Origin of the sequence: Paraburkholderia sp. RL17-373-BIF-A, from assembly GCF_046030175.1 — a bacterium.
GTDB lineage: Bacteria > Pseudomonadota > Gammaproteobacteria > Burkholderiales > Burkholderiaceae > Paraburkholderia.
In genome coordinates this window covers 114,548-132,531 of the sequence record NZ_JARESO010000017.1, presented here as the reverse complement: position 1 = coordinate 132,531, position 17,984 = coordinate 114,548, and the positions used below count along the sequence as shown (strand labels likewise).

The following is a 17,984-nucleotide window of genomic DNA, read 5'->3' as shown; positions in this document are numbered from 1 at the left end:
CGTACTTTGATGACTGGGCACGATGACAATCGAGATGACTGGTGTACCTTGTCTAACTTGGCGGTATATCCTCCCTGTACTCATTCCGATCCTCTGAACGTTTTCTGAAACCGAGTAATCGCGATACATGAACGAGCAACCGTCCACCATCGAAATTGAAAGTGCGCCGAATCCCAGGTTCGCCGTGATCCTGATGCACGGTCTCGGCGCCGACGCCAACGACTTCGTGTCGCTCGTGCCCGAACTGCGTCTCGCCGATGCGCTCGCCGTACGCTTCGTGTTTCCCAATGCGCCGGAGATTGCCGTTACCGCAAATAACGGCTATGTGATGCGCGCGTGGTATGACATCCGGTCGTTTCAGAGCATCAATGAGCAAGTCGACGAAGCGGGTATCGAATTGTCTTGCGCAACCGTGCGGCAATTGATCGAAGCGCAGAACCGGCGCGGCATTCCGACTTCGAACATCTTTCTCGCGGGTTTTTCGCAAGGCGCGGCGATGACCTATTCAGCGGGGCTGACGCACGCTGAGACACTTGCCGGCTTGATCGTGCTGTCGGGTTATGTGCCGTCGCCGGGCTTTATCGACAGCCGCTTGAGCGCTGCGAACCGTGGCACGCCGATCTTTGCCGCGCATGGCATGTACGACGACGTGTTGCCGATCCAGTTAGGCGAGGCCGCGCGCGACTTTGCGATCACGCGAGGTTGCAAGGTCGACTGGAGCGCGTATCCGATGCCGCATTCAGTGTGCGGGGAGGAGATATCGGCGCTGCGCACCTGGCTCGGCACAATTCTCGCAGCGTCGTCCTGAAGGGTGTAGGCGTTCGACCTTCTCCTTCGCACCGTCTATTCGCAGAAGAAAACCCCGTTGAATCCGTGGACTGACAGGGTTCCGTTTTTCGGCGCTACCGGCGGCGCGGTCTGGCCGGGCTCAGGCGTCCGGCGTTTGCGCAGGCGCTTGCGTGCCCGGCAGGTCCGCTTGCGCGGCGCCTTCGAGAAAGCGGCGGGTCGATTCGAACGCCTGCAGCATCGGCTCGGGCCACGGCGTTTGCAGCATGACCGCCTGATGGTTTTCGAACGCCGACGACAACAGCTTCGCTAGCTCAGGCGAGCGCAGATGACGCAGCAGCACGCTAACCGCAATCGCCGTGGCCTGGCTCGCGCCGGCCGTCTGGAGTTCCGAAGCGGTGAGGGCCGCGACCTGTTTGTTGATGTCCACTGCAACTTCCTTGGATGAGATGTGGGAGATGGATGGCCCGATGGCCGGTGCCGAATTTTGACATGGTTGGCCGCTCGTCGTGAGCAGCCGGCGGTGCGAGTCTATATTGACGACCTCACGCAGGCCGAGCGTTACCCGTATGAGATGCTTTCCGGTAATGGCCATTGCCACAGTTTGCTAATTCGCCGGCTGAATTAATCGGGGTATTCGCTAGCGCGGCTTGCGCGGCTGCGGGAATCAATTCGCTGGGTATCAATGGCGGAATGTCGTAGGAAAAATCATTAAGCATCGTTGCATATTCGCTATTCACCGCGTTGTTGGCTCGAAAGCGCGATTTGCATGGTATTCTGCGCGCCGATTTTCGCCGTATCGTTGACGTAATACTCGCGGATTAATCCGTGCGTGACCAAACAGATCTCGCTACAGAACACAATAAGAAGGTGGGGGTGCGATGAGCGTGATATTGACCGTGCTTGGCGCGGTGGTCGGCATGCTGGCCGCCTTGTCGAACGATTTTTCGATCAGCCTCGGTGCACTGCTGGGCGCCGTGGCCGGTTTCGCGTTTTCGCGTCTGCTGCAAAAGAAGTCGTCGGGTGCCGCGACGGAATCTGCTGCCAAAGCGGCCGCGACTGATAGCTGGAATTCTCCGGGTGAACTGGTGGCGCGCGTCGAGCGGCTCGAACGCGAGATCGTCGTGTTGCGCGGCGAGATTCGTCAGTTGCGTGCGGGCGGCGTCGAGGGCGCTACGGATACCACTGCGCAGCCCGCCGATCGTGCGGCGTTCAAGCCGCGGCCAGCGGACGCCGCGTCGAGTCCTTACGCGATCCCGCCTGCAAATGAGCAGACGGCACGTCCGCAGCCTGCGGTGCTGACCATGCAACTTGCTGCCGCGCGCTCACCGACAAGCGCCGAAGCCAGCGTGCCGGCCTCCCAGAGTGCGGCGCGCACAGCCGGCGCACCCGGCACTCCAAGCACGCCAGGGGCACCAGGCGCCACACCGGCCACCTCGACCGCACCACTGGTTTCAGCCCAGCCGACAACGTCAGCGCCGCTGCCTCCCGTACCACCTTCAGCACCCGCGCCCCCGCGTGGCCCCGGTCTCACCGAACGTCTCTTCAAAGCGGGCCGCGACTGGCTTCTAGGTGGCAACACGGTCGTGCGCGTCGGCATCATCGTGCTGTTTTTTGGCATTGCCTTCCTGCTCAAATACGCCGCCGACAACAGCCTGCTGCCGATCGAATTCCGCCTCGCCGGTGTAGCGCTCGCCGCGACGGCGTTGCTCGTGCTCGGCTGGCGTATCGGCGAGCGACGCGGTGCGTACGGTCTGATCCTGCAAGGCGGCGGCGTCGGCGCGCTGTATCTGACCGTGTTCGCGGCCACGAGGCTTTACCACTTGCTACCGGCGGGCGCGGCCTTGCCGCTGATGGTCGCGATCTGCGCGCTCAGCGCGTTTCTGGCGGTGCGGCAGAACGCTTCTTCGCTGGCCTTCATGGGCAGCGCGGGCGGTTTTCTCGCGCCGGTGTTGCTGTCGACGGGCGGCGGCAGTCATGTGATGCTGTTCAGCTACTACGCGCTGCTCAACGCGGGCATCTTCGCGATCGCCTGGTTCAAGGCGTGGCGCCCGTTGAATCTGCTCGGCTTCGTATTCACGTTTTCGATCGGCGCCGCGTGGGGCGTGATGGCCTACCGCCCCGAGCTGCTCGCGAGCACCGAGCCGTTCCTGATTCTGTTTTTCCTGATGTACGTCGGCATCGCGCTGCTCTACGCGGTACGGCGCGAAATCGCGCTCAAGCATTACGTCGACGGCACGCTGGTGTTCGGCACGCCGCTGGTGGCGATCGGCCTGCAAGCCGCGCTGATGAAGAACACCGAGTTCGGCCTGGCGTGGAGCGCGGTGGCGCTGGCCGCGTTCTATCTTGCGATCGCGGGCTGGCTCTCGCGGCGCCGTGAACGCCTCGGCATGATGTTCGAGGCGATGCTCGCGCTGGCGGTGATCTTCGCCACGCTCGCCGTGCCGCTCGCGTTCAGCGGACCGACGACGAGCGCGACCTGGGCCATCGAAGGCGCGGCGATCACCTGGCTCGCCGTGCGTCAGCGGCGCCTGAGCGCGTTTGGCTTCGGCCTGCTGTTGCAACTGGCGGCGGCGGGCGCCTACGCGATCGGCACGATCACGCAGAGCCCTGACGCGAGCGTCTGGCCGGTCCTGAACGGCGCCTACATCGCGTCCGTGCTGATCGCGCTCGCGGGCATGTTCACGGGATGGCGTTTGCACGGCCGCAGCGAAGCAGGCGAGTGGCACCTGTGGATGCCGCAGATCGGTCTCGTCGCCAGCGTGTGGGGTTTGTTGTGGTGGACCTTCGGTGGCCTGTACGAAATCCATGCGTACACGAGCGCTCATCCTGGCTACGGCCACGCCCGTTTCGACACCGCGGCCGTCGCGCTCTTCGCCGTGCTGACGGCGTGGCTCGCTCACGGCGCGCGCCGCGCGCTGCGCTGGCCGCTTGCCGAATTGCCGGCGCTGGCGCTCGTGCCGGTCCTCGCGCTGCTGACTGCGGAGCTTTTCACGTTGGGCATGGCGCCGGTGAGCGGCTACGGCTGGCTGGTCTGCGCGCTCGCAGCGCTCTCGGCGTATGGGTTGTTGTGGCGTCAGCAGCGCGACGTCAGCGATATCCTGCTCGCGCCGCTGCATACGCTGATGTTCTGGACGGCCGGCGCGCTTGCCGCGCTCGAAGGCTACTGGGGATTGCGGGCCTACGTGCCCGAAGGCGCGTGGAGCTGGAGCGCGTGGGCGTACGGCTTCGGTGTGCTGCTGCTGTTGCTGGCGGGCGCCGGCCATCGTCTGCGCTGGCCGGTCGCGCGCTTCATGCAGGCGTATCAGGTGTGGGCCGCGGCGCCGCTCGCCGTCCTGCTGTGGGCGTGGAGTATCGCGAGCGTGACGAGCGACGGCAGCGCCGAGCCGCTCGTCTGGCTGCCGATCCTCAATCCGCTCGACGTCGCGCAGATCCTCGCGTTCGTCGCCTGCGCGGTATGGCTGCGCAGACTACGCGCATTGGGTGTGCAATGGCATCCGCGCGCCTTCGATTACCTGGTGCTCGCCACGCTGTTTCTATGGTTCAACGCGCTGCTTTTGCGCACGCTGCATCATCACTTTCACGCGGCGTACGATGTCGATGCGGTGCTCGCGTCGTTCAGTCTGCAGCAGGTGTTTCTGGTCGGCTGGAGCGCGTTTGCTTTTGCCGGGTTGTGGCTCGCGCGCCGCGACAGTATCGTGCGGCTGTGCGCGATCGCCTCGACGCCGCTCGTGCTGGTGATGTGGATATGGACGTTCTTTGCGAACCTGACGCAGGACGGCGGCACATGGGCGCGTCTGCCGTTGCTCAATCCGCTCGACCTGGTGCAGGCGCTGATATTCGCGCTGGCGGCGTTCTGGCTCGTGCGGATTCACCGGCTCGGCGTGCCGATCGGCGAATATCGCGTGCCGTTGCAGGTGGCGGCCGGCGCGACCGGATTCTTCTGGCTGAACGCCATGCTGCTGCGTACGCTGCATCATTGGACGGGAGTGCCGTACCAGCTCGAGACCATGTCACACTCGATGCTCGTGCAGGCGTCAATATCGGTATTCTGGACCGTGTGCGCGCTTGCCATGATGATCTGGGCGACGCGCCGCGCGAGCCGGATCTTCTGGTTCATCGGCGGCGCGCTGCTGGCGGTGACCGTGGTCAAGCTGTTCCTGTTCGACCTGTCTCACGTGACCGGAATCGAGCGGATCGTTTCGTTTATCGGCATCGGGTTGATGTTGTTGCTGATCGGCTACTTCTCGCCGTTACCGCCTAAGGCTCTGGTCGTGGAAACTAAGCAATGAAGCGTGTCTTTACATTGACCGGCTGGTGTTTTGCGCTCGTGGCGACGTGGGCGTCCGCGCCCGCGGTCGCGGCCGACGACTTCGCGCAGCATTTTGCGCTGCAACTCGACGAGGGCGCCGCGTACTACAGCGTGACGCTGCCGGCAACTGTCTACGCGGCAAGCCAGCGTCACGATCTCGGCGACGTGCGCGTCTTCAACGGCACCGGCGAACCCGTGCCGTACTCACTCGATGCGCCACGCGAGCCTGCCCGCACGCCGCCCACGCTGCGTCCGGTGCGATGGTTTCCGTTGCCGCCCGCGGCCTCCGGCAGTTCCGGCGCGCCGCTCGGCGTGACGATCGCCGCCGACGGTTCGCTGCGCGCGACCTCGGCTCCGCCCTCCCGCGCGCAACACGACACCGACCTGATCGACCTCGGACGCGCGTCGCGTACCAGCCGCGTGAGCGCGTTGCTCGTGCACCTGCGCGACGACAATTACCAGGGGCGCGTCACGATCGAAGCGAGCGACGACTTGCGGCACTGGCAACCCGCCGGCGATGCGCAACTTCTCAAGGTCAGCTACAACGGCAGCACGCTGAGTCAGGACCGGATCGAACTGGACGGCATGCGGGCGCGTTACCTGCGTTTGCGCTGGCTCGACGGCGCGCCGTATGTCGAGTCGTTGGACATGGAGATACAGGCGCTGGCCGCCGACGCCGCGCAACGCGCCGAGCGGACGTGGCGCGAAGGCATTGTCGCGCACGCGGGGCCGAAACCCGGCGAGTATTTTTTCAGCACCAGCGGCCCGTATCCCATCGACCGGTTGCGCCTGAATCTGCCTCAGCCGAATACCGTTGCGCCTGCGGTCGTCTACTCGCGAGCGGGGCTGGATACGCCGTGGCGCGAAGTCGCGGGCGCGACATTGTTCCGCCTGCACAACGGCGACGTGGAGCAAAGCAATCCTTCGCTCGAATTGACGCCCGACACGGATCGTCAATGGCGCGTGGTGGTCGACCCGCGCAACGGCGGACTCGGCAGCGGCACACTGACCATTGCTGCGGGCTGGCGTCCGGCGACGCTGACGTTCGTCGCGCGTGGGACCGCGCCGTTCACGTTGGCGGTGGGTAGCGCGACGACGGTGTCCTCGGCGGTGACCCGCGACGAGCTGTTGATGGGTGCCTCAGCGGTCCCCGCGACGGCGCGCCTGGGTGATGCGCTGTCACCGGAGCAGGCCGCGAGGGCGCAGTCCGCGAAGGATCCCGATGCAATGCGCCGCTACTTGCTATGGGCGGCGCTGCTACTGGCAGTCGGTTCGCTCGCGGCGATCGCGTGGCGGCTCGCGCGTGGTGCTCATGCGCAGGCGGGCGTTACGCCCGTTGGCGCACCTGGCGCGTCTGAAGGGTCCGGGGTAGCGGGCGCGGCGGCTAGCGATCCTGGCGCGGGCGACGCGAACGGGCAGGGCGAGCGCAAAGGCTGAATTCAGCGCCCGCATGCGGCGCGCAGGTCACTCCTCGCGCGCCGTCATCGTGCCGATGATCTTGTCGAGCGCGTCGCCGAAGGCGAGCTTCTCCTGCTCGTCGAGACAGTCGAACATATCGCCGTTCCATTTGCGCGCGATCGGCATCACCTTCCGATACAGCGCGCGGCCCTCGGGAGTGAGCGACACCAGCACGACGCGGCCGTCTTCCGCGCTCGCCTCGCGTTTCACGAGTCCCTGCTTGATCAACGCTTCGGCGGCGCGGCTTGCCTGGCTTTTGTCGAGATTGGCATGCCTTGCCAGTTCCATGATCGAGAACGGCCCGAACGATCCCACCGACGCAATCACGCGCGCTTCAGGCAAGGTCACGCCGAGCTTGTTCTGATAGCGTTCGCTGATGCCGCGTTCGGCGAGTTTGTTGAGGACATGCAGACGGTACGTCAGGAACTGTTCGAGCCCGGCTTTGGCGTCCTTCATGGTCTTCCCGTAGTGTGTGAGCGGTCGCGGCGCTGTGATTGTTGCCGCAACCGTCTTGCCGGTCAACGCGTGCCGTATTTCAGGCGCGTCAACTGTTCGGCTTCGTCCGCCAACAGGCGCGCCGCGTCGCGGATCGCGACTTCGAGCGTGATCGGTCCGGGCGCCGGCGAGAAGCAGCCGCTGAAATATTCGGCGAGGCGCGGCAAGGCAGCGGAGTCGACGCCACCTGAGAGGAGCGTGGCCGGCACGCCGGCAGCCTGTGCGTGACGGCAGGCGATGAAGGGTGCCTTGCCGTGCAGCGTTTGCACATCGGAACGGCCTTCGCCGGTGATCAGCCAGTCCGCGCCTTCGAGCGCGGCGTCCAGCCCGATTTGCCGCGCGACGGTTTCCGCGCCCGGTTCGAACTGCGCGCCAAGCATATGCAGCGCGAAGCCGAGGCCACCGGCCGCGCCCGCGCCGGGCAGTTCGCGCGCCGTGCGGCCGAGCGCCGGTTCGAGCAGATCGGCGAAACGGGCGAGCGCTGCGTCGATCGCGGCCACCTGGTCCGGTTTCACGCCCTTTTGCGGACCGAACACCGCGGTGGCGCCGTGATCGCCGGTAAGCGGATTGTCCACGTCCGACATGCCGACGAAGTGCGTGTCGGCGAGACGCGCGTCGAGTTGCGACACGTCCAATCGCGCGAGACGGGCGAGCTGTTCCGGCGTGGCGTCGAGTTCATTGTCCTGGGCGTCGAACAGCTTGAGGCCGAGGCCGGCCAGAAGGCCCGCGCCACCGTCGTTCGTGCTGCTGCCGCCAAGCGCGACGAAAAAGCGCCGCACGCCGGCGTCCATCAGCGCGCGAATCGCTTCGCCCATGCCGCGCGTGCTGCGCGCCTCGACGGGCACGCCCATTCCCACCGGGTCCGTAATGCCGACGACCTCCGCCGTTTCGATGATCGCGCTGCCGTCGGCGAGCAGGCCCGTGAGCGCGTCGCGCACCGGACCGGCCGCGCCGCGCACGCTCAGCGTGCGGCGTTCGCCGCCGCTCGTGAGCATGGCGTCGAGCGTGCCTTCGCCGCCGTCGGCCATCGGGCAGATGCGCACGTCCGCGTCAGGACGGGCGCGCTGGATGCCAGCTGCGATCGCTTGCGCGACCTGTTCCGCGCTGAGCGAGCCTTTGAAGGAATCGGGAGCAATGACGACGACGGGCGAGGACGGCGAATTCGGCATGGTGTCTCTGAATGGTTGGAATCGTTGCGAGGGCGGGTGAAATGTCGGGATGCGCGCGCAGCCCCGAGCGCGTCCATTAGCTTATCAGCATGGGCGCGCCGACTGAATATGTCGAATGGCATAGCCGGCATTGACAGCGTCAGCGCGCGCACGCGCGGCGCGTGCTTTTGCTTTGCTCTTGCTTTTGTCCGCGCCGGGTGATGGAAGCGAAGCTGTCGGGAAAAATTGTGCAGACAGGCGCGGCGTAGTGGTGGCGCGGCACCCCTGCCGCACTGGAACAGTGCGCAAACGGGCCTGAAACAGCGCGGAAAGCGGCCGGAATCCGAGCAAAATCGCGATAAAAACGCGCCCATTCATCGAATCCCGGCTAGGCGCGCAAATAGTTTGCTAAAATATTCGGCTCTTTGGACCCAACCGTGCTGCCGGCGGCCTGCAAGCCCGCGGCGCAGGCGCGCAATCGAGGCGAAGCGATCAACACGCGACCAAAAACGCGAGATCGCGCGACATCGACAAGCGGCACGGAGAAGATAACTGATTCGCTCGAATAATTTTAGGACGATTGAAGCCATGGCTAACGTTGTTGAAAACCTCGGCAAGCTCGAACGCCGCGTAACGATTTCCCTGCCGAAGGACGCCGTGCAGAAGGAAGTGGACTCGCGTATCCGTCAACTCGCGAAGAACGTGCGCATGCCGGGTTTCCGCCCGGGCAAGGTGCCGCTCAAGATGGTGACGCAACAGTATTCGGGCCAGGTGGAAGCCGAAGTGCTGAGCGACAAGGTCGGCAAGGAATTTTTCGACATCAGCCGCGCCGAAAACCTGCGCGTCGCCGGTCAGCCGAGCTTCGCGCCGAAGGCCGAGGCCACTGAAGGCGACTACGCGTTCGACGCGACCTTCGAGGTGTATCCGGAAGTGAAGCTGGGCGACGTCGCCACGGCTGAAATCGAGCGCACCACGACCAGCATCAGCGAAGCGGAAATCGACCGCACGCTGGACATCCTGCGCAAGCAGCGCGTGCACTTCCACGCTCGCGGCGAAGCCGGCGAGCACGGTGATGGCGGCGGCGACACGGCAGCGAAAGAAGGCGATCGCGTGACGGTCGACTTCGTCGGCAAGATCGAAGGTGAAGTGTTCCAGGGCGGCAGCGCAGACGACTTCGCGTTCGTGCTGGGCGAAGGCCGCATGCTGCCGGAATTCGAAAAGGCAGCCACGGGCCTGAAGGTCGGCGAGTCGAAGGAATTCGATCTGGCGTTCCCTGAGGACTATCACGGCAAGGACGTCGCCGGTAAGACCGCGCAATTCACGATCGCGATGAAGAAGATCGAGTGGCCGCATCTGCCGGAAATCGACGCTGAATTCGCCAAGTCGCTCGGCATCGAAGACGGTGACCTGACCAAGATGCGCGCCGAGATCAAAGACAATCTCGAGCGCGAAGCGAAGCGCCGCACGCAAGCCATCGTCAAGAACCAGGTGATGGACGCGCTGCTGAAGATTTCCGAACTGGACGTGCCGAATGCGCTGATCGAACAGGATCAGGAACGCCTCGTCGCGATGGCGCGTCAGGATCTGGAGCAACGCGGCGTGCCGAACGCCAAAGATGCGCCGATCCCGGCTGCCATGTTCAAGGAACAGGCTGAGCGCCGCGTCAAGCTGGGCCTCGTGCTGGCCGAGCTGGTCAAGGCCAACGAACTGCAAGCCAAGCCGGAGCAGATTCGCGCCGAAGTGGACGAGTTCGCGAAAAGCTACGAAGACCCGAAGGAAGTCGTCCGCTGGTATTATTCCAACCAGCAACGTCTTGCCGAAATGGAAGCGTACGTCGTTGAGGCCAACGTCGTCGATTTCGTCCTCAGCAAGGCCAAGGTGACGGACAAGGAAGTGAGCTTCGAAGAACTGGCAAGCGCAACGGCGCAAGCGTAAGCGTCGCTGCAACGGCGTGCCGGCTGTCGGAGCGACGGCCTGCACGCCGTTTTTTTGTGCTGTGAATGTGTATTGCGTTTTTGCTCGTGTTGCACGGCGCACGTGCACTGATCGCGCACTTGAATACGGGGTTGTCGACCACACCTGTCCAGCATCTAATAGTTAGAATATTTCAGACAAGGATCCACTGCATGACCTTTCGCGCTCAAATGCTGGACACGTTGACCTCCCAGTCGTCGCGGGATCTCGAAGCGCAGGCGCTCGGACTGGTGCCGATCGTGGTGGAAACGAGCGGCCGGGGCGAGCGCTCGTATGACATCTACTCCCGTCTGCTCAAGGAACGCATTGTGTTCCTGGTCGGTGAAGTGAACGACCAGACGGCCAATCTCGTCGTCGCGCAGATGCTGTTCCTCGAAAGCGAGAATCCGGACAAGGACATCAGTTTCTACATCAACAGCCCGGGCGGCTCGGTTTCCGCCGGTATGGCGATTTATGACACGATGCAGTTCATCAAGCCGGACGTCTCCACGCTGTGCATGGGTCTCGCAGCCAGCATGGGCGCATTCCTGCTGGCGGCCGGCGCGAAAGGCAAGCGTTTTGCTCTGCCGAATTCGCGCGTGATGATTCACCAGCCGCTCGGCGGCGCGCGTGGTCAGGCGTCGGACATCGAAATTCAGGCGCGCGAAATCCTGTATTTGAAGGAACGGCTGAATCATCTGCTCGCGCATCACACCGGCCAGCCGGTCGAGCGCATCGCGCGCGACACCGACCGTGACAACTTCATGTCCGGCGACGACGCGCAAGCTTACGGCCTCGTCGACCAGGTGGCGCACAAGCGTCCTTGAGATGGTGCGTTTTTGCCCCGAATTGGGGCAAAAACGTCGCCGGATCGGTTGTGAAATAATCAAATTTCGTCCGAGTGCCTGCGGCAAACGCCGTCACCTTGGCTCAAGCCCGGCCCCGCCCAAACTGCGAGGCCAGGGCAAACGGCGTATCATGTAATCGAGTGTCCGGAGGCTCACACATCTATGGCGGACAAGAAAGGTTCTAACAGCGAAAAGCTGTTGTATTGCTCGTTTTGCGGCAAGAGCCAGCATGAGGTCAAAAAACTGATTGCCGGCCCGTCGGTGTTCATCTGTGATGAATGTATCGACCTGTGCAACGAAATCATCCGTGATGAGGCTGCAGGTGCGGGCATCGAGGCGGGCTTGTCGAAGTCCGATCTACCGAGTCCGCAGGAAATCCGTGAAATCCTCGACCAGTATGTGATCGGTCAGGAACGCGCGAAGAAAATTCTCGCGGTCGCGGTGTACAACCACTACAAGCGTCTCAAGCATCTCGACAAGAAGGATGAGATCGAGCTGTCCAAGAGCAACATCCTGCTGATCGGCCCGACCGGTTCCGGCAAGACGCTGCTCGCGCAGACCCTCGCGCGCCTTCTGAACGTTCCGTTCGTGATTGCCGATGCAACCACGCTGACGGAAGCCGGCTATGTCGGTGAAGACGTCGAGAACATCATTCAGAAGCTGCTGCAAAACTGCAATTACGAAGTCGACAAGGCCCAGCGCGGCATTGTCTACATCGACGAAATCGATAAGATCAGCCGCAAGTCCGACAACCCGTCGATCACCCGCGATGTGTCGGGCGAAGGCGTGCAACAGGCTTTGCTGAAACTGGTCGAGGGTACGATGGCGTCGGTGCCGCCGCAAGGCGGCCGTAAGCACCCGAATCAGGACTTCATCCAGGTCGACACCACCAACATTCTGTTCATTTGCGGCGGCGCGTTTGACGGCCTCGAAAAGGTCATCGTCGATCGTACCGAGAAGACCGGTATTGGCTTCGGCGCAAGCGTGAAGAGCAAGCAGGATCGCGACGCCGGCGAAGTGCTGCGCGAAGTGGAACCGGAGGATCTGATCAAATTCGGCCTCATTCCCGAACTGATCGGCCGTCTGCCGGTGGTCGCCACGCTCGGCAAGCTCGACGAAGTGGCGTTGATGAAAATTCTCGTCGAACCGAAGAATGCACTGGTGAAGCAGTACCACAAGCTGTTCAACATGGAACGCGTCGAGCTCGAAATTCGCCCGGCCGCGTTGCAAGCTGTCGCGCGTAAGGCAATTCGTCGCAAGACGGGTGCGCGTGGTCTGCGCTCCATCCTGGAACAGGCGTTGCTTGATGTGATGTACGACCTGCCGCAAATGAAAGGCGTTAGCAAGGTCATCATCGACGACAACGTGATTGACGGCGACGGCAAACCGCTACTGATCTACGAAGACGCGCCCAAAGTGGCGGGTTCGAACTGATCGGCTTTCGGGTTCTGCAAAAAAAGCCGTTCATGGCAACGTGAACGGCTTTTTTCGTTTATCGTGTGGTCAGGCTGGTTGTTTTCACTATGGAGTCACTGAACCTTCGGAGTCACTGAACTTTTCCCACACGCGGAGGCTTGCAATCTTTTCTGCTGGCCTCACCTATCGAACGAACTGATTCCACTCATGGGGAAATGAAATGTCAGGAACCCAACTCCTTCCGCCGGAACGCATTACGCTCCCGCTGCTCCCGCTGCGTGACGTAGTCGTCTTCCCGCACATGGTGATTCCGCTCTTCGTAGGCCGCCCGAAGTCGATCAAGGCTCTCGAAGCAGCGATGGAAGGCGGCAAGCACATCATGCTCGTTGCCCAGAAGACGGCTGCGAAAGATGAGCCGACCGAAAAGGACATGTACGAAGTAGGGTGTGTCGCCAACATCCTGCAAATGCTGAAGCTGCCCGATGGCACCGTGAAGGTGCTCGTCGAAGGCTTGCAGCGCGCGAAAACGCTTTCCATCGAAGAACAGGAAACGCAGTTCTCGTGCGAAGTCATGCCGCTCGAACCTGACCACGCCGACAGCGCTGAAACTGAAGCGCTGCGCCGCGCGATCGTGTCGCAGTTTGACCAGTATGTGAAGCTGAACAAGAAGATCCCGCCGGAGATCCTGACGTCGCTGTCGGGTATCGACGAAGCCGGGCGTCTGGCCGACACGATCGCGGCGCACTTGCCGCTCAAGCTCGACCAGAAGCAGCACATCCTCGAAATGTTCCCGGTCATCGAGCGACTCGAGCATCTGCTCGCGCAACTCGAAGCCGAGATCGACATCCTGCAGGTCGAAAAGCGCATCCGTGGGCGTGTGAAACGCCAGATGGAGAAGAGTCAGCGCGAGTACTACCTGAACGAACAGGTCAAGGCGATCCAGAAGGAACTCGGCGAAGGCGAAGAAGGTGCGGACCTCGAAGAACTCGAGAAGCGCATCACGGCTGCCCGCATGCCGAAGGAAGCCAAGAAGAAGGCCGACGCCGAGCTGAAAAAGCTCAAGCTGATGTCGCCGATGTCGGCTGAAGCGACCGTCGTGCGCAACTACATCGACACGCTGATCGGCTTGCCATGGCGCAAGAAGAGTAAGGTCAACAACGACCTCTCGAATGCGGAACGTGTGCTCGACGAGGACCATTTCGGTCTCGAGAAAGTGAAGGAACGCATTCTCGAGTATCTCGCGGTCCAGCAACGTGTCGACAAGGTCAAAGCGCCGATCCTGTGCCTCGTTGGGCCTCCGGGTGTCGGTAAGACGTCGCTGGGTCAGTCGATCGCTCGCGCCACGAACCGCAAGTTCGTGCGTATGGCGCTCGGCGGCGTGCGCGACGAAGCCGAGATTCGCGGTCACCGTCGTACGTACATCGGTTCGATGCCCGGCAAGATTCTGCAAAGCCTGACCAAGGTCGGCGTGCGCAATCCGCTCTTCCTGCTCGACGAAGTCGACAAGATGGGTCAGGACTTCCGCGGCGATCCGTCGTCGGCTTTGCTGGAAGTGCTCGATCCGGAACAGAACCATACGTTCGCTGATCACTACGTCGAAGTCGACTTCGATCTCTCGGACGTGATGTTCGTCGCGACGTCGAACTCGCTGAACATTCCGCCGCCGTTGCTCGACCGGATGGAAGTGATCCGTCTGTCGGGTTACACGGAAGACGAGAAGGTCAGCATTGCGCAACGTTATCTTTTGCCCAAGCAGAAGAAGAACAACGGCCTCAAGGAAGGCGAGGTCGATGTGACGGAAACCGCGATCCGCGACATCATTCGTTACTACACGCGTGAAGCGGGCGTGCGTTCGCTCGAGCGTGAAATTTCGAAGATCTGCCGCAAGGTCGTGAAGATGCTTCTGCTGAAGAAGGCGGAAGGCGCGGTGAAGGTCGACGGCAGCAACCTCGATACGTTCCTCGGCGTGCGCAAGTACGACTTCGGTCTGGCTGCGAAGGAAAATCAGGTTGGCCAGGTTACGGGTCTCGCATGGACGGAAGTGGGCGGCGATCTGCTGACCATCGAAGCTGCGGTGATGCCGGGCAAGGGCAATGTGATCCGCACGGGTTCGCTCGGCGACGTGATGAAGGAATCGGTCGAGGCAGCACGCTCGGTGGTTCGTTCGCGTTCGCGCCGTCTCGGTGTCAAGGACGAAGCATTCGAGAAGCAGGACATTCACATTCACGTGCCGGAAGGTGCGACGCCGAAAGACGGTCCGTCTGCCGGTATCGCGATGACGACCGCGCTGGTGTCGGTGTTGACCGGGATTCCGGTGCGCGCCGATGTCGCGATGACGGGCGAAATCACGTTACGTGGCGAAGTTCTGCCGATCGGCGGCTTGAAGGAAAAACTGCTGGCGGCGCATCGCGGCGGTATCAAGCTGGTGCTGATTCCGGAAGAGAACGTCAAGGACTTGACGGAGATTCCGGACAACGTGAAGAACGCAATCGAAATCGTGCCGGTCCGTTGGATCGACAAGGTGCTCGAACTGGCGCTCGAACGTGTGCCGGCGGCGTTGCCGGAAGAAGAGCCGAAGCCTGCTGCGCCGGTCGCAGCGGAGCCGGGCAAAGACGCCGCAGCGACGGAAGTCGTGAAGCACTAAGATAGTCAGTAACGAAGCTGTGTGCTTGAAGAAAACCCGCGGTCACGGCCGCGGGTTTTTTTATGGCCGCGCGACTTGCGTCAAGCGTCGCGCGAGGTGCGTTTTCCCACCTATTGAGCAAAGCTGCGGTGCGCTTGCCGACTGGTTGCATGCGCATCGATTTGCGGCAACATCTTGTTATAGGAAGCCCCCTCGAAAACCACCCAAATCAGGCTCAACCCCGCTTGACACAAGGGTTTCGGCCAATTCTAATGATTGCGCCCGGCGTTGCCCGCCGGCCGCGTGATGCTAGGCGCTAAGAGAGTGCCGTCACGATTGCCATAAACATTCTCGGGGGTTGGAATGAACAAGACGGAATTGATCGATCACGTTGCACAGCAAGCCGACATTTCGAAGGCAGCAGCAGGCCGTGCACTCGACGCTGTGATCGATGGTGTCAAAGGTACGTTGAAGAAGGGTGGTTCGGTGACGCTGGTCGGTTTCGGCACCTTCGCGGTTGGCAAGCGTACCGCGCGCACCGGGCGCAATCCGCGCACCGGCGCTGCCATCAAAATCAAGGCGGCCAAGGTTCCTAAATTTAGGCCTGGCAAAGCTCTGAAGGATGCGCTAAACTAATGGGCTCGCTGCTTGAGGAACGTCGGTTGACGAGAATCGGGCGGCAGACAGAAGAAGCACTGAATCGTGAAACGGGTGCTTAGCTCAGTTGGTAGAGCGGCGCCCTTACAAGGCGTAGGTCGGGAGTTCGAGCCTCTCAGCACCCACCAGTTTCAGATTCGTTTAAGTGTTTCAGCGCAGCGCAGTTGTGCTGCATAAGGAGTGGTAGTTCAGTCGGTTAGAATACCGGCCTGTCACGCCGGGGGTCGCGGGTTCGAGTCCCGTCCACTCCGCCAGTATCCTCGAAAGGCGAACTCCGGTTCGCCTTTTTTATTGCCCGCTGTTGTAAGATCGGGCGTTCTGTTTTTGGCACTCCTCACGCATGCTCGATTTTTTCCGCAATCACAAACGCCTGATGATGTTCATGCTCATCCTCGTCATTGTGCCGGGGTTGGGTTTTGTGGGTATTCAGGGCTTCCGCGGCTTCTTTGACGAAAGTGCAAACGTCGCGAGCGTCAACGGTCACAAGATCACGCGCGCTGAATACGACGACGCGATGCGTCAGCAACTCGACCGCGCCCGTCAGATGCTCGGCGCGCAGTTCGACATGAAGTCGTTCGACACGCCGGAACGCCGCGCTCAGATGCTCGATGGTTTGATCGAGCAACGCGTGCTGGCCGATGAAACACAGCGCCTGCATCTGACCGCGTCTGACGACGCCGTACGCCGTGTGTTGATGAACGATCCGGTGATCTCGTCGCTGAAGAATCCCGACGGCACGGTCGACGTCGAACGCTACAAGCAGTTGCTCGCCATGCAGGGCATGACGCCCGACCAGTACGACGAACGCGTGCGCTACAGCATTGCCACGCAGCAGTTGCCGGCCAGCATTCAGGGCAGCGCGTTTACGTCGAAAACGCTCGCTCAGCATCTGACTGAGCTCGCGGAACAACAGCGCGAAGTGCAGGGCATTGCGTTTCATCCGCGCGATTACGCCGCGAAGGTGCAGCCCACCGACGCGCAGCTGCAAGCGTATTACGACGCGCATCGCAACGAATTCGCTACGCCCGCGACGGCCACGATCCAGTATCTCGTGATGTCGCCGGCCACGCTCGCCGCTTCCGCGCAGCCTACCGACGCCGATCTGAAGAAGTACTACGACGACAACATCGCGCACTACCGCACCGACGGCCAGGTGCGTGCGAGCCACATCCTGATCGCGGCGCCGAAAGACGCGAGCGCGGCTGACAAGGCCAAGGCCAAGCAGAAGGCCGAAGATCTGCTCGCGCAGATCAAGGCGCATCCGGACCAATTCGCGCAGATCGCGCAGCAGAATTCGCAGGATCCGGGTTCGGCGTCGAAGGGCGGCGATCTGGGTTACTTCGGCCGCGGCATGATCGCGGGCGGCCAGGCGTTCGACGACGCCGTGTTCGCGCTGAAGAAAGACGAAGTGAGCGGCATCGTGCAGACCGACTTCGGCTATCACATCGTCAAGGTGACGGACGTGAAGCCGGCGGTCACGAAGCCGTTCGACGAAGTGAAAGATCAGATTTCGAAAGACCTGAAGACGCAGTTGGCCAGCAAGGCATTCACCGACGATTCGGAAGGCTTCACGTCGATCGTCTACGAAAAGGCGAAGAGCCTGCAGCCCGCTGCCGACAAGTACAAGCTGCAATTGCAGACCGCCACGGTCACGCCTCAGCCGGATCCGAAGCTCGCGCCTGACAGCCCGCTGAATAACGCGAAGTTCCTCGCCGCGGTGTTCGCTAGCGACGCCACGACGGCACGCAACAACACGCAGGCCATCGACGTCGGCGGCAACACGTTGATCGCGGCGCGCGTGACCGACTACAAGGCCGCGGCGGTGCCGGCGCTCGACGCCGTCAAGGACGCCGTGCGTCAGAAGGTGATCGCCGTTCAGTCGGATGAAGCGGCTCACAAGGACGGCGTGGCCAAACTGGCCGAGTTCGAAAAGTCGAAGGCGACCACGGGCTTCTCGTCGCCGTTGAAGGTGTCGCGCAACGACGCGCAAGGCGTGCCGCCGGCCGCATTGAGTGCAATCTACAAGGCGGACGCGCAAAAATTGCCGGCCTATGTCGGCGTGGATCTCGGCGACGACGGCTATGCAATCTATCGCGTGAACGCGGTGGTGGCCGGTAACACGGTCGATCCGCAACGTCTGGCCGCAGCGCAGCAACAGATCGCACAGGTCGATGCGCAGTCCGAAGCAGAGGCCTACGTCGAAGCGCTGCGCGCGCGTTCGAAGGTGAAATTCTACGGCTCGCTCGACAGCAGCAATGCCCAGGCAAGCGGCGAATAACACCGCACAA

12 protein-coding genes and 2 tRNA genes are annotated in these 17,984 nt (G+C 62.3%); 11 read left to right on the top strand and 3 right to left on the bottom strand.

Annotated elements, in window-relative coordinates:
* Positions 1 to 127: 127 nt before the first annotated feature.
* A complete protein-coding gene (locus tag P0D80_RS21950; protein ID WP_408286679.1) occupies positions 128 to 808 on the top strand; it encodes an alpha/beta hydrolase in 681 nt (226 codons plus the stop codon).
* Positions 809 to 928: 120 nt separating this feature from the next.
* Here P0D80_RS21950 and P0D80_RS21945 read toward each other — a convergent pair whose 3' ends face one another.
* Complete coding sequence (locus P0D80_RS21945; protein WP_106283485.1) at positions 929 to 1,216, bottom strand: hypothetical protein; 288 nt, start codon at positions 1,214 to 1,216, stop codon at positions 929 to 931.
* A 451-nt stretch (positions 1,217 to 1,667) separates the two neighbouring features.
* Here P0D80_RS21945 and P0D80_RS21940 point away from each other — a divergent pair, with 451 nt between their 5' ends.
* Together P0D80_RS21940 and P0D80_RS21935 are read left to right on the top strand one after the other, a co-directional pair.
* Positions 1,668 to 5,078: a DUF2339 domain-containing protein gene (locus P0D80_RS21940; protein ID WP_408286678.1), complete on the top strand. Its 3,411-nt coding sequence runs from the start codon at positions 1,668 to 1,670 to the stop codon at positions 5,076 to 5,078.
* Positions 5,075 to 6,535, top strand: coding sequence for a DUF3999 domain-containing protein (locus tag P0D80_RS21935; protein ID WP_408286677.1), 1,461 nt, complete (start codon positions 5,075 to 5,077; stop codon positions 6,533 to 6,535). Before P0D80_RS21940 ends, P0D80_RS21935 begins: the two co-directional genes overlap by 4 nt.
* A 27-nt stretch (positions 6,536 to 6,562) precedes the next feature.
* On the opposite strand, the gene P0D80_RS21930 is transcribed toward P0D80_RS21935, so the two are convergent.
* Both P0D80_RS21930 and P0D80_RS21925 read right to left on the bottom strand, forming a co-directional pair.
* The gene (locus P0D80_RS21930) at positions 6,563 to 7,012 is read right to left on the bottom strand and encodes a MarR family winged helix-turn-helix transcriptional regulator (protein ID WP_132374698.1); all 450 of its coding nucleotides are present in this window, start codon (positions 7,010 to 7,012) and stop codon (positions 6,563 to 6,565) included.
* A gap of 62 nt (positions 7,013 to 7,074) precedes the next feature.
* Positions 7,075 to 8,220: a glycerate kinase gene (locus tag P0D80_RS21925; RefSeq protein WP_408286675.1), complete on the bottom strand. Its 1,146-nt coding sequence runs from the start codon at positions 8,218 to 8,220 to the stop codon at positions 7,075 to 7,077.
* A 567-nt stretch (positions 8,221 to 8,787) separates the two neighbouring features.
* On the opposite strand from P0D80_RS21925, the gene tig reads away from it, so the two are divergent.
* From tig to P0D80_RS21885, 8 genes are all read left to right on the top strand, one after another.
* Positions 8,788 to 10,134, top strand: a complete 1,347-nt coding sequence (gene tig / locus P0D80_RS21920) for a trigger factor (protein WP_132374696.1) — start codon at positions 8,788 to 8,790, stop codon at positions 10,132 to 10,134.
* 191 nt (positions 10,135 to 10,325) lie between these two features.
* The gene (gene clpP, locus P0D80_RS21915; protein ID WP_007182010.1) at positions 10,326 to 10,979 is read left to right on the top strand and encodes an ATP-dependent Clp endopeptidase proteolytic subunit ClpP; all 654 of its coding nucleotides are present in this window, start codon (positions 10,326 to 10,328) and stop codon (positions 10,977 to 10,979) included.
* Between the two features lie 183 nt (positions 10,980 to 11,162).
* Complete coding sequence (gene clpX / locus P0D80_RS21910; protein ID WP_007182009.1) at positions 11,163 to 12,434, top strand: ATP-dependent Clp protease ATP-binding subunit ClpX; 1,272 nt, start codon at positions 11,163 to 11,165, stop codon at positions 12,432 to 12,434.
* Between the two features lie 202 nt (positions 12,435 to 12,636).
* On the top strand, positions 12,637 to 15,060 hold the full coding sequence (lon, locus tag P0D80_RS21905) for an endopeptidase La (protein WP_132374695.1): 2,424 nt from the start codon (positions 12,637 to 12,639) through the stop codon (positions 15,058 to 15,060).
* A 342-nt stretch (positions 15,061 to 15,402) separates the two neighbouring features.
* Complete coding sequence (locus tag P0D80_RS21900; RefSeq protein WP_012432917.1) at positions 15,403 to 15,675, top strand: HU family DNA-binding protein; 273 nt, start codon at positions 15,403 to 15,405, stop codon at positions 15,673 to 15,675.
* Positions 15,676 to 15,748: 73 nt separating this feature from the next.
* Positions 15,749 to 15,824: transfer RNA gene (locus tag P0D80_RS21895), tRNA-Val, on the top strand.
* Between the two features lie 49 nt (positions 15,825 to 15,873).
* A tRNA-Asp gene (locus P0D80_RS21890) sits at positions 15,874 to 15,950 on the top strand.
* Between the two features lie 86 nt (positions 15,951 to 16,036).
* Positions 16,037 to 17,974: a SurA N-terminal domain-containing protein gene (locus P0D80_RS21885; protein ID WP_408175474.1), complete on the top strand. Its 1,938-nt coding sequence runs from the start codon at positions 16,037 to 16,039 to the stop codon at positions 17,972 to 17,974.
* The last annotated feature ends 10 nt before the right edge of the window (positions 17,975 to 17,984 follow it).

Coding starts and splice junctions, on each gene's coding strand:
- P0D80_RS21950 (WP_408286679.1), top strand. CDS start 128: ATGAACGAGCAACCGTCCACCATCGAAATTGAAAGTGCGCCGAATCCC.
- P0D80_RS21940 (WP_408286678.1), top strand. CDS start 1,668: ATGAGCGTGATATTGACCGTGCTTGGCGCGGTGGTCGGCATGCTGGCC.
- P0D80_RS21935 (WP_408286677.1), top strand. CDS start 5,075: ATGAAGCGTGTCTTTACATTGACCGGCTGGTGTTTTGCGCTCGTGGCG.
- P0D80_RS21930 (WP_132374698.1), bottom strand. CDS start 7,012: ATGAAGGACGCCAAAGCCGGGCTCGAACAGTTCCTGACGTACCGTCTG.
- P0D80_RS21925 (WP_408286675.1), bottom strand. CDS start 8,220: ATGCCGAATTCGCCGTCCTCGCCCGTCGTCGTCATTGCTCCCGATTCC.
- tig (WP_132374696.1), top strand. CDS start 8,788: ATGGCTAACGTTGTTGAAAACCTCGGCAAGCTCGAACGCCGCGTAACG.
- clpP (WP_007182010.1), top strand. CDS start 10,326: ATGACCTTTCGCGCTCAAATGCTGGACACGTTGACCTCCCAGTCGTCG.
- clpX (WP_007182009.1), top strand. CDS start 11,163: ATGGCGGACAAGAAAGGTTCTAACAGCGAAAAGCTGTTGTATTGCTCG.
- lon (WP_132374695.1), top strand. CDS start 12,637: ATGTCAGGAACCCAACTCCTTCCGCCGGAACGCATTACGCTCCCGCTG.
- P0D80_RS21900 (WP_012432917.1), top strand. CDS start 15,403: ATGAACAAGACGGAATTGATCGATCACGTTGCACAGCAAGCCGACATT.
- P0D80_RS21885 (WP_408175474.1), top strand. CDS start 16,037: ATGCTCGATTTTTTCCGCAATCACAAACGCCTGATGATGTTCATGCTC.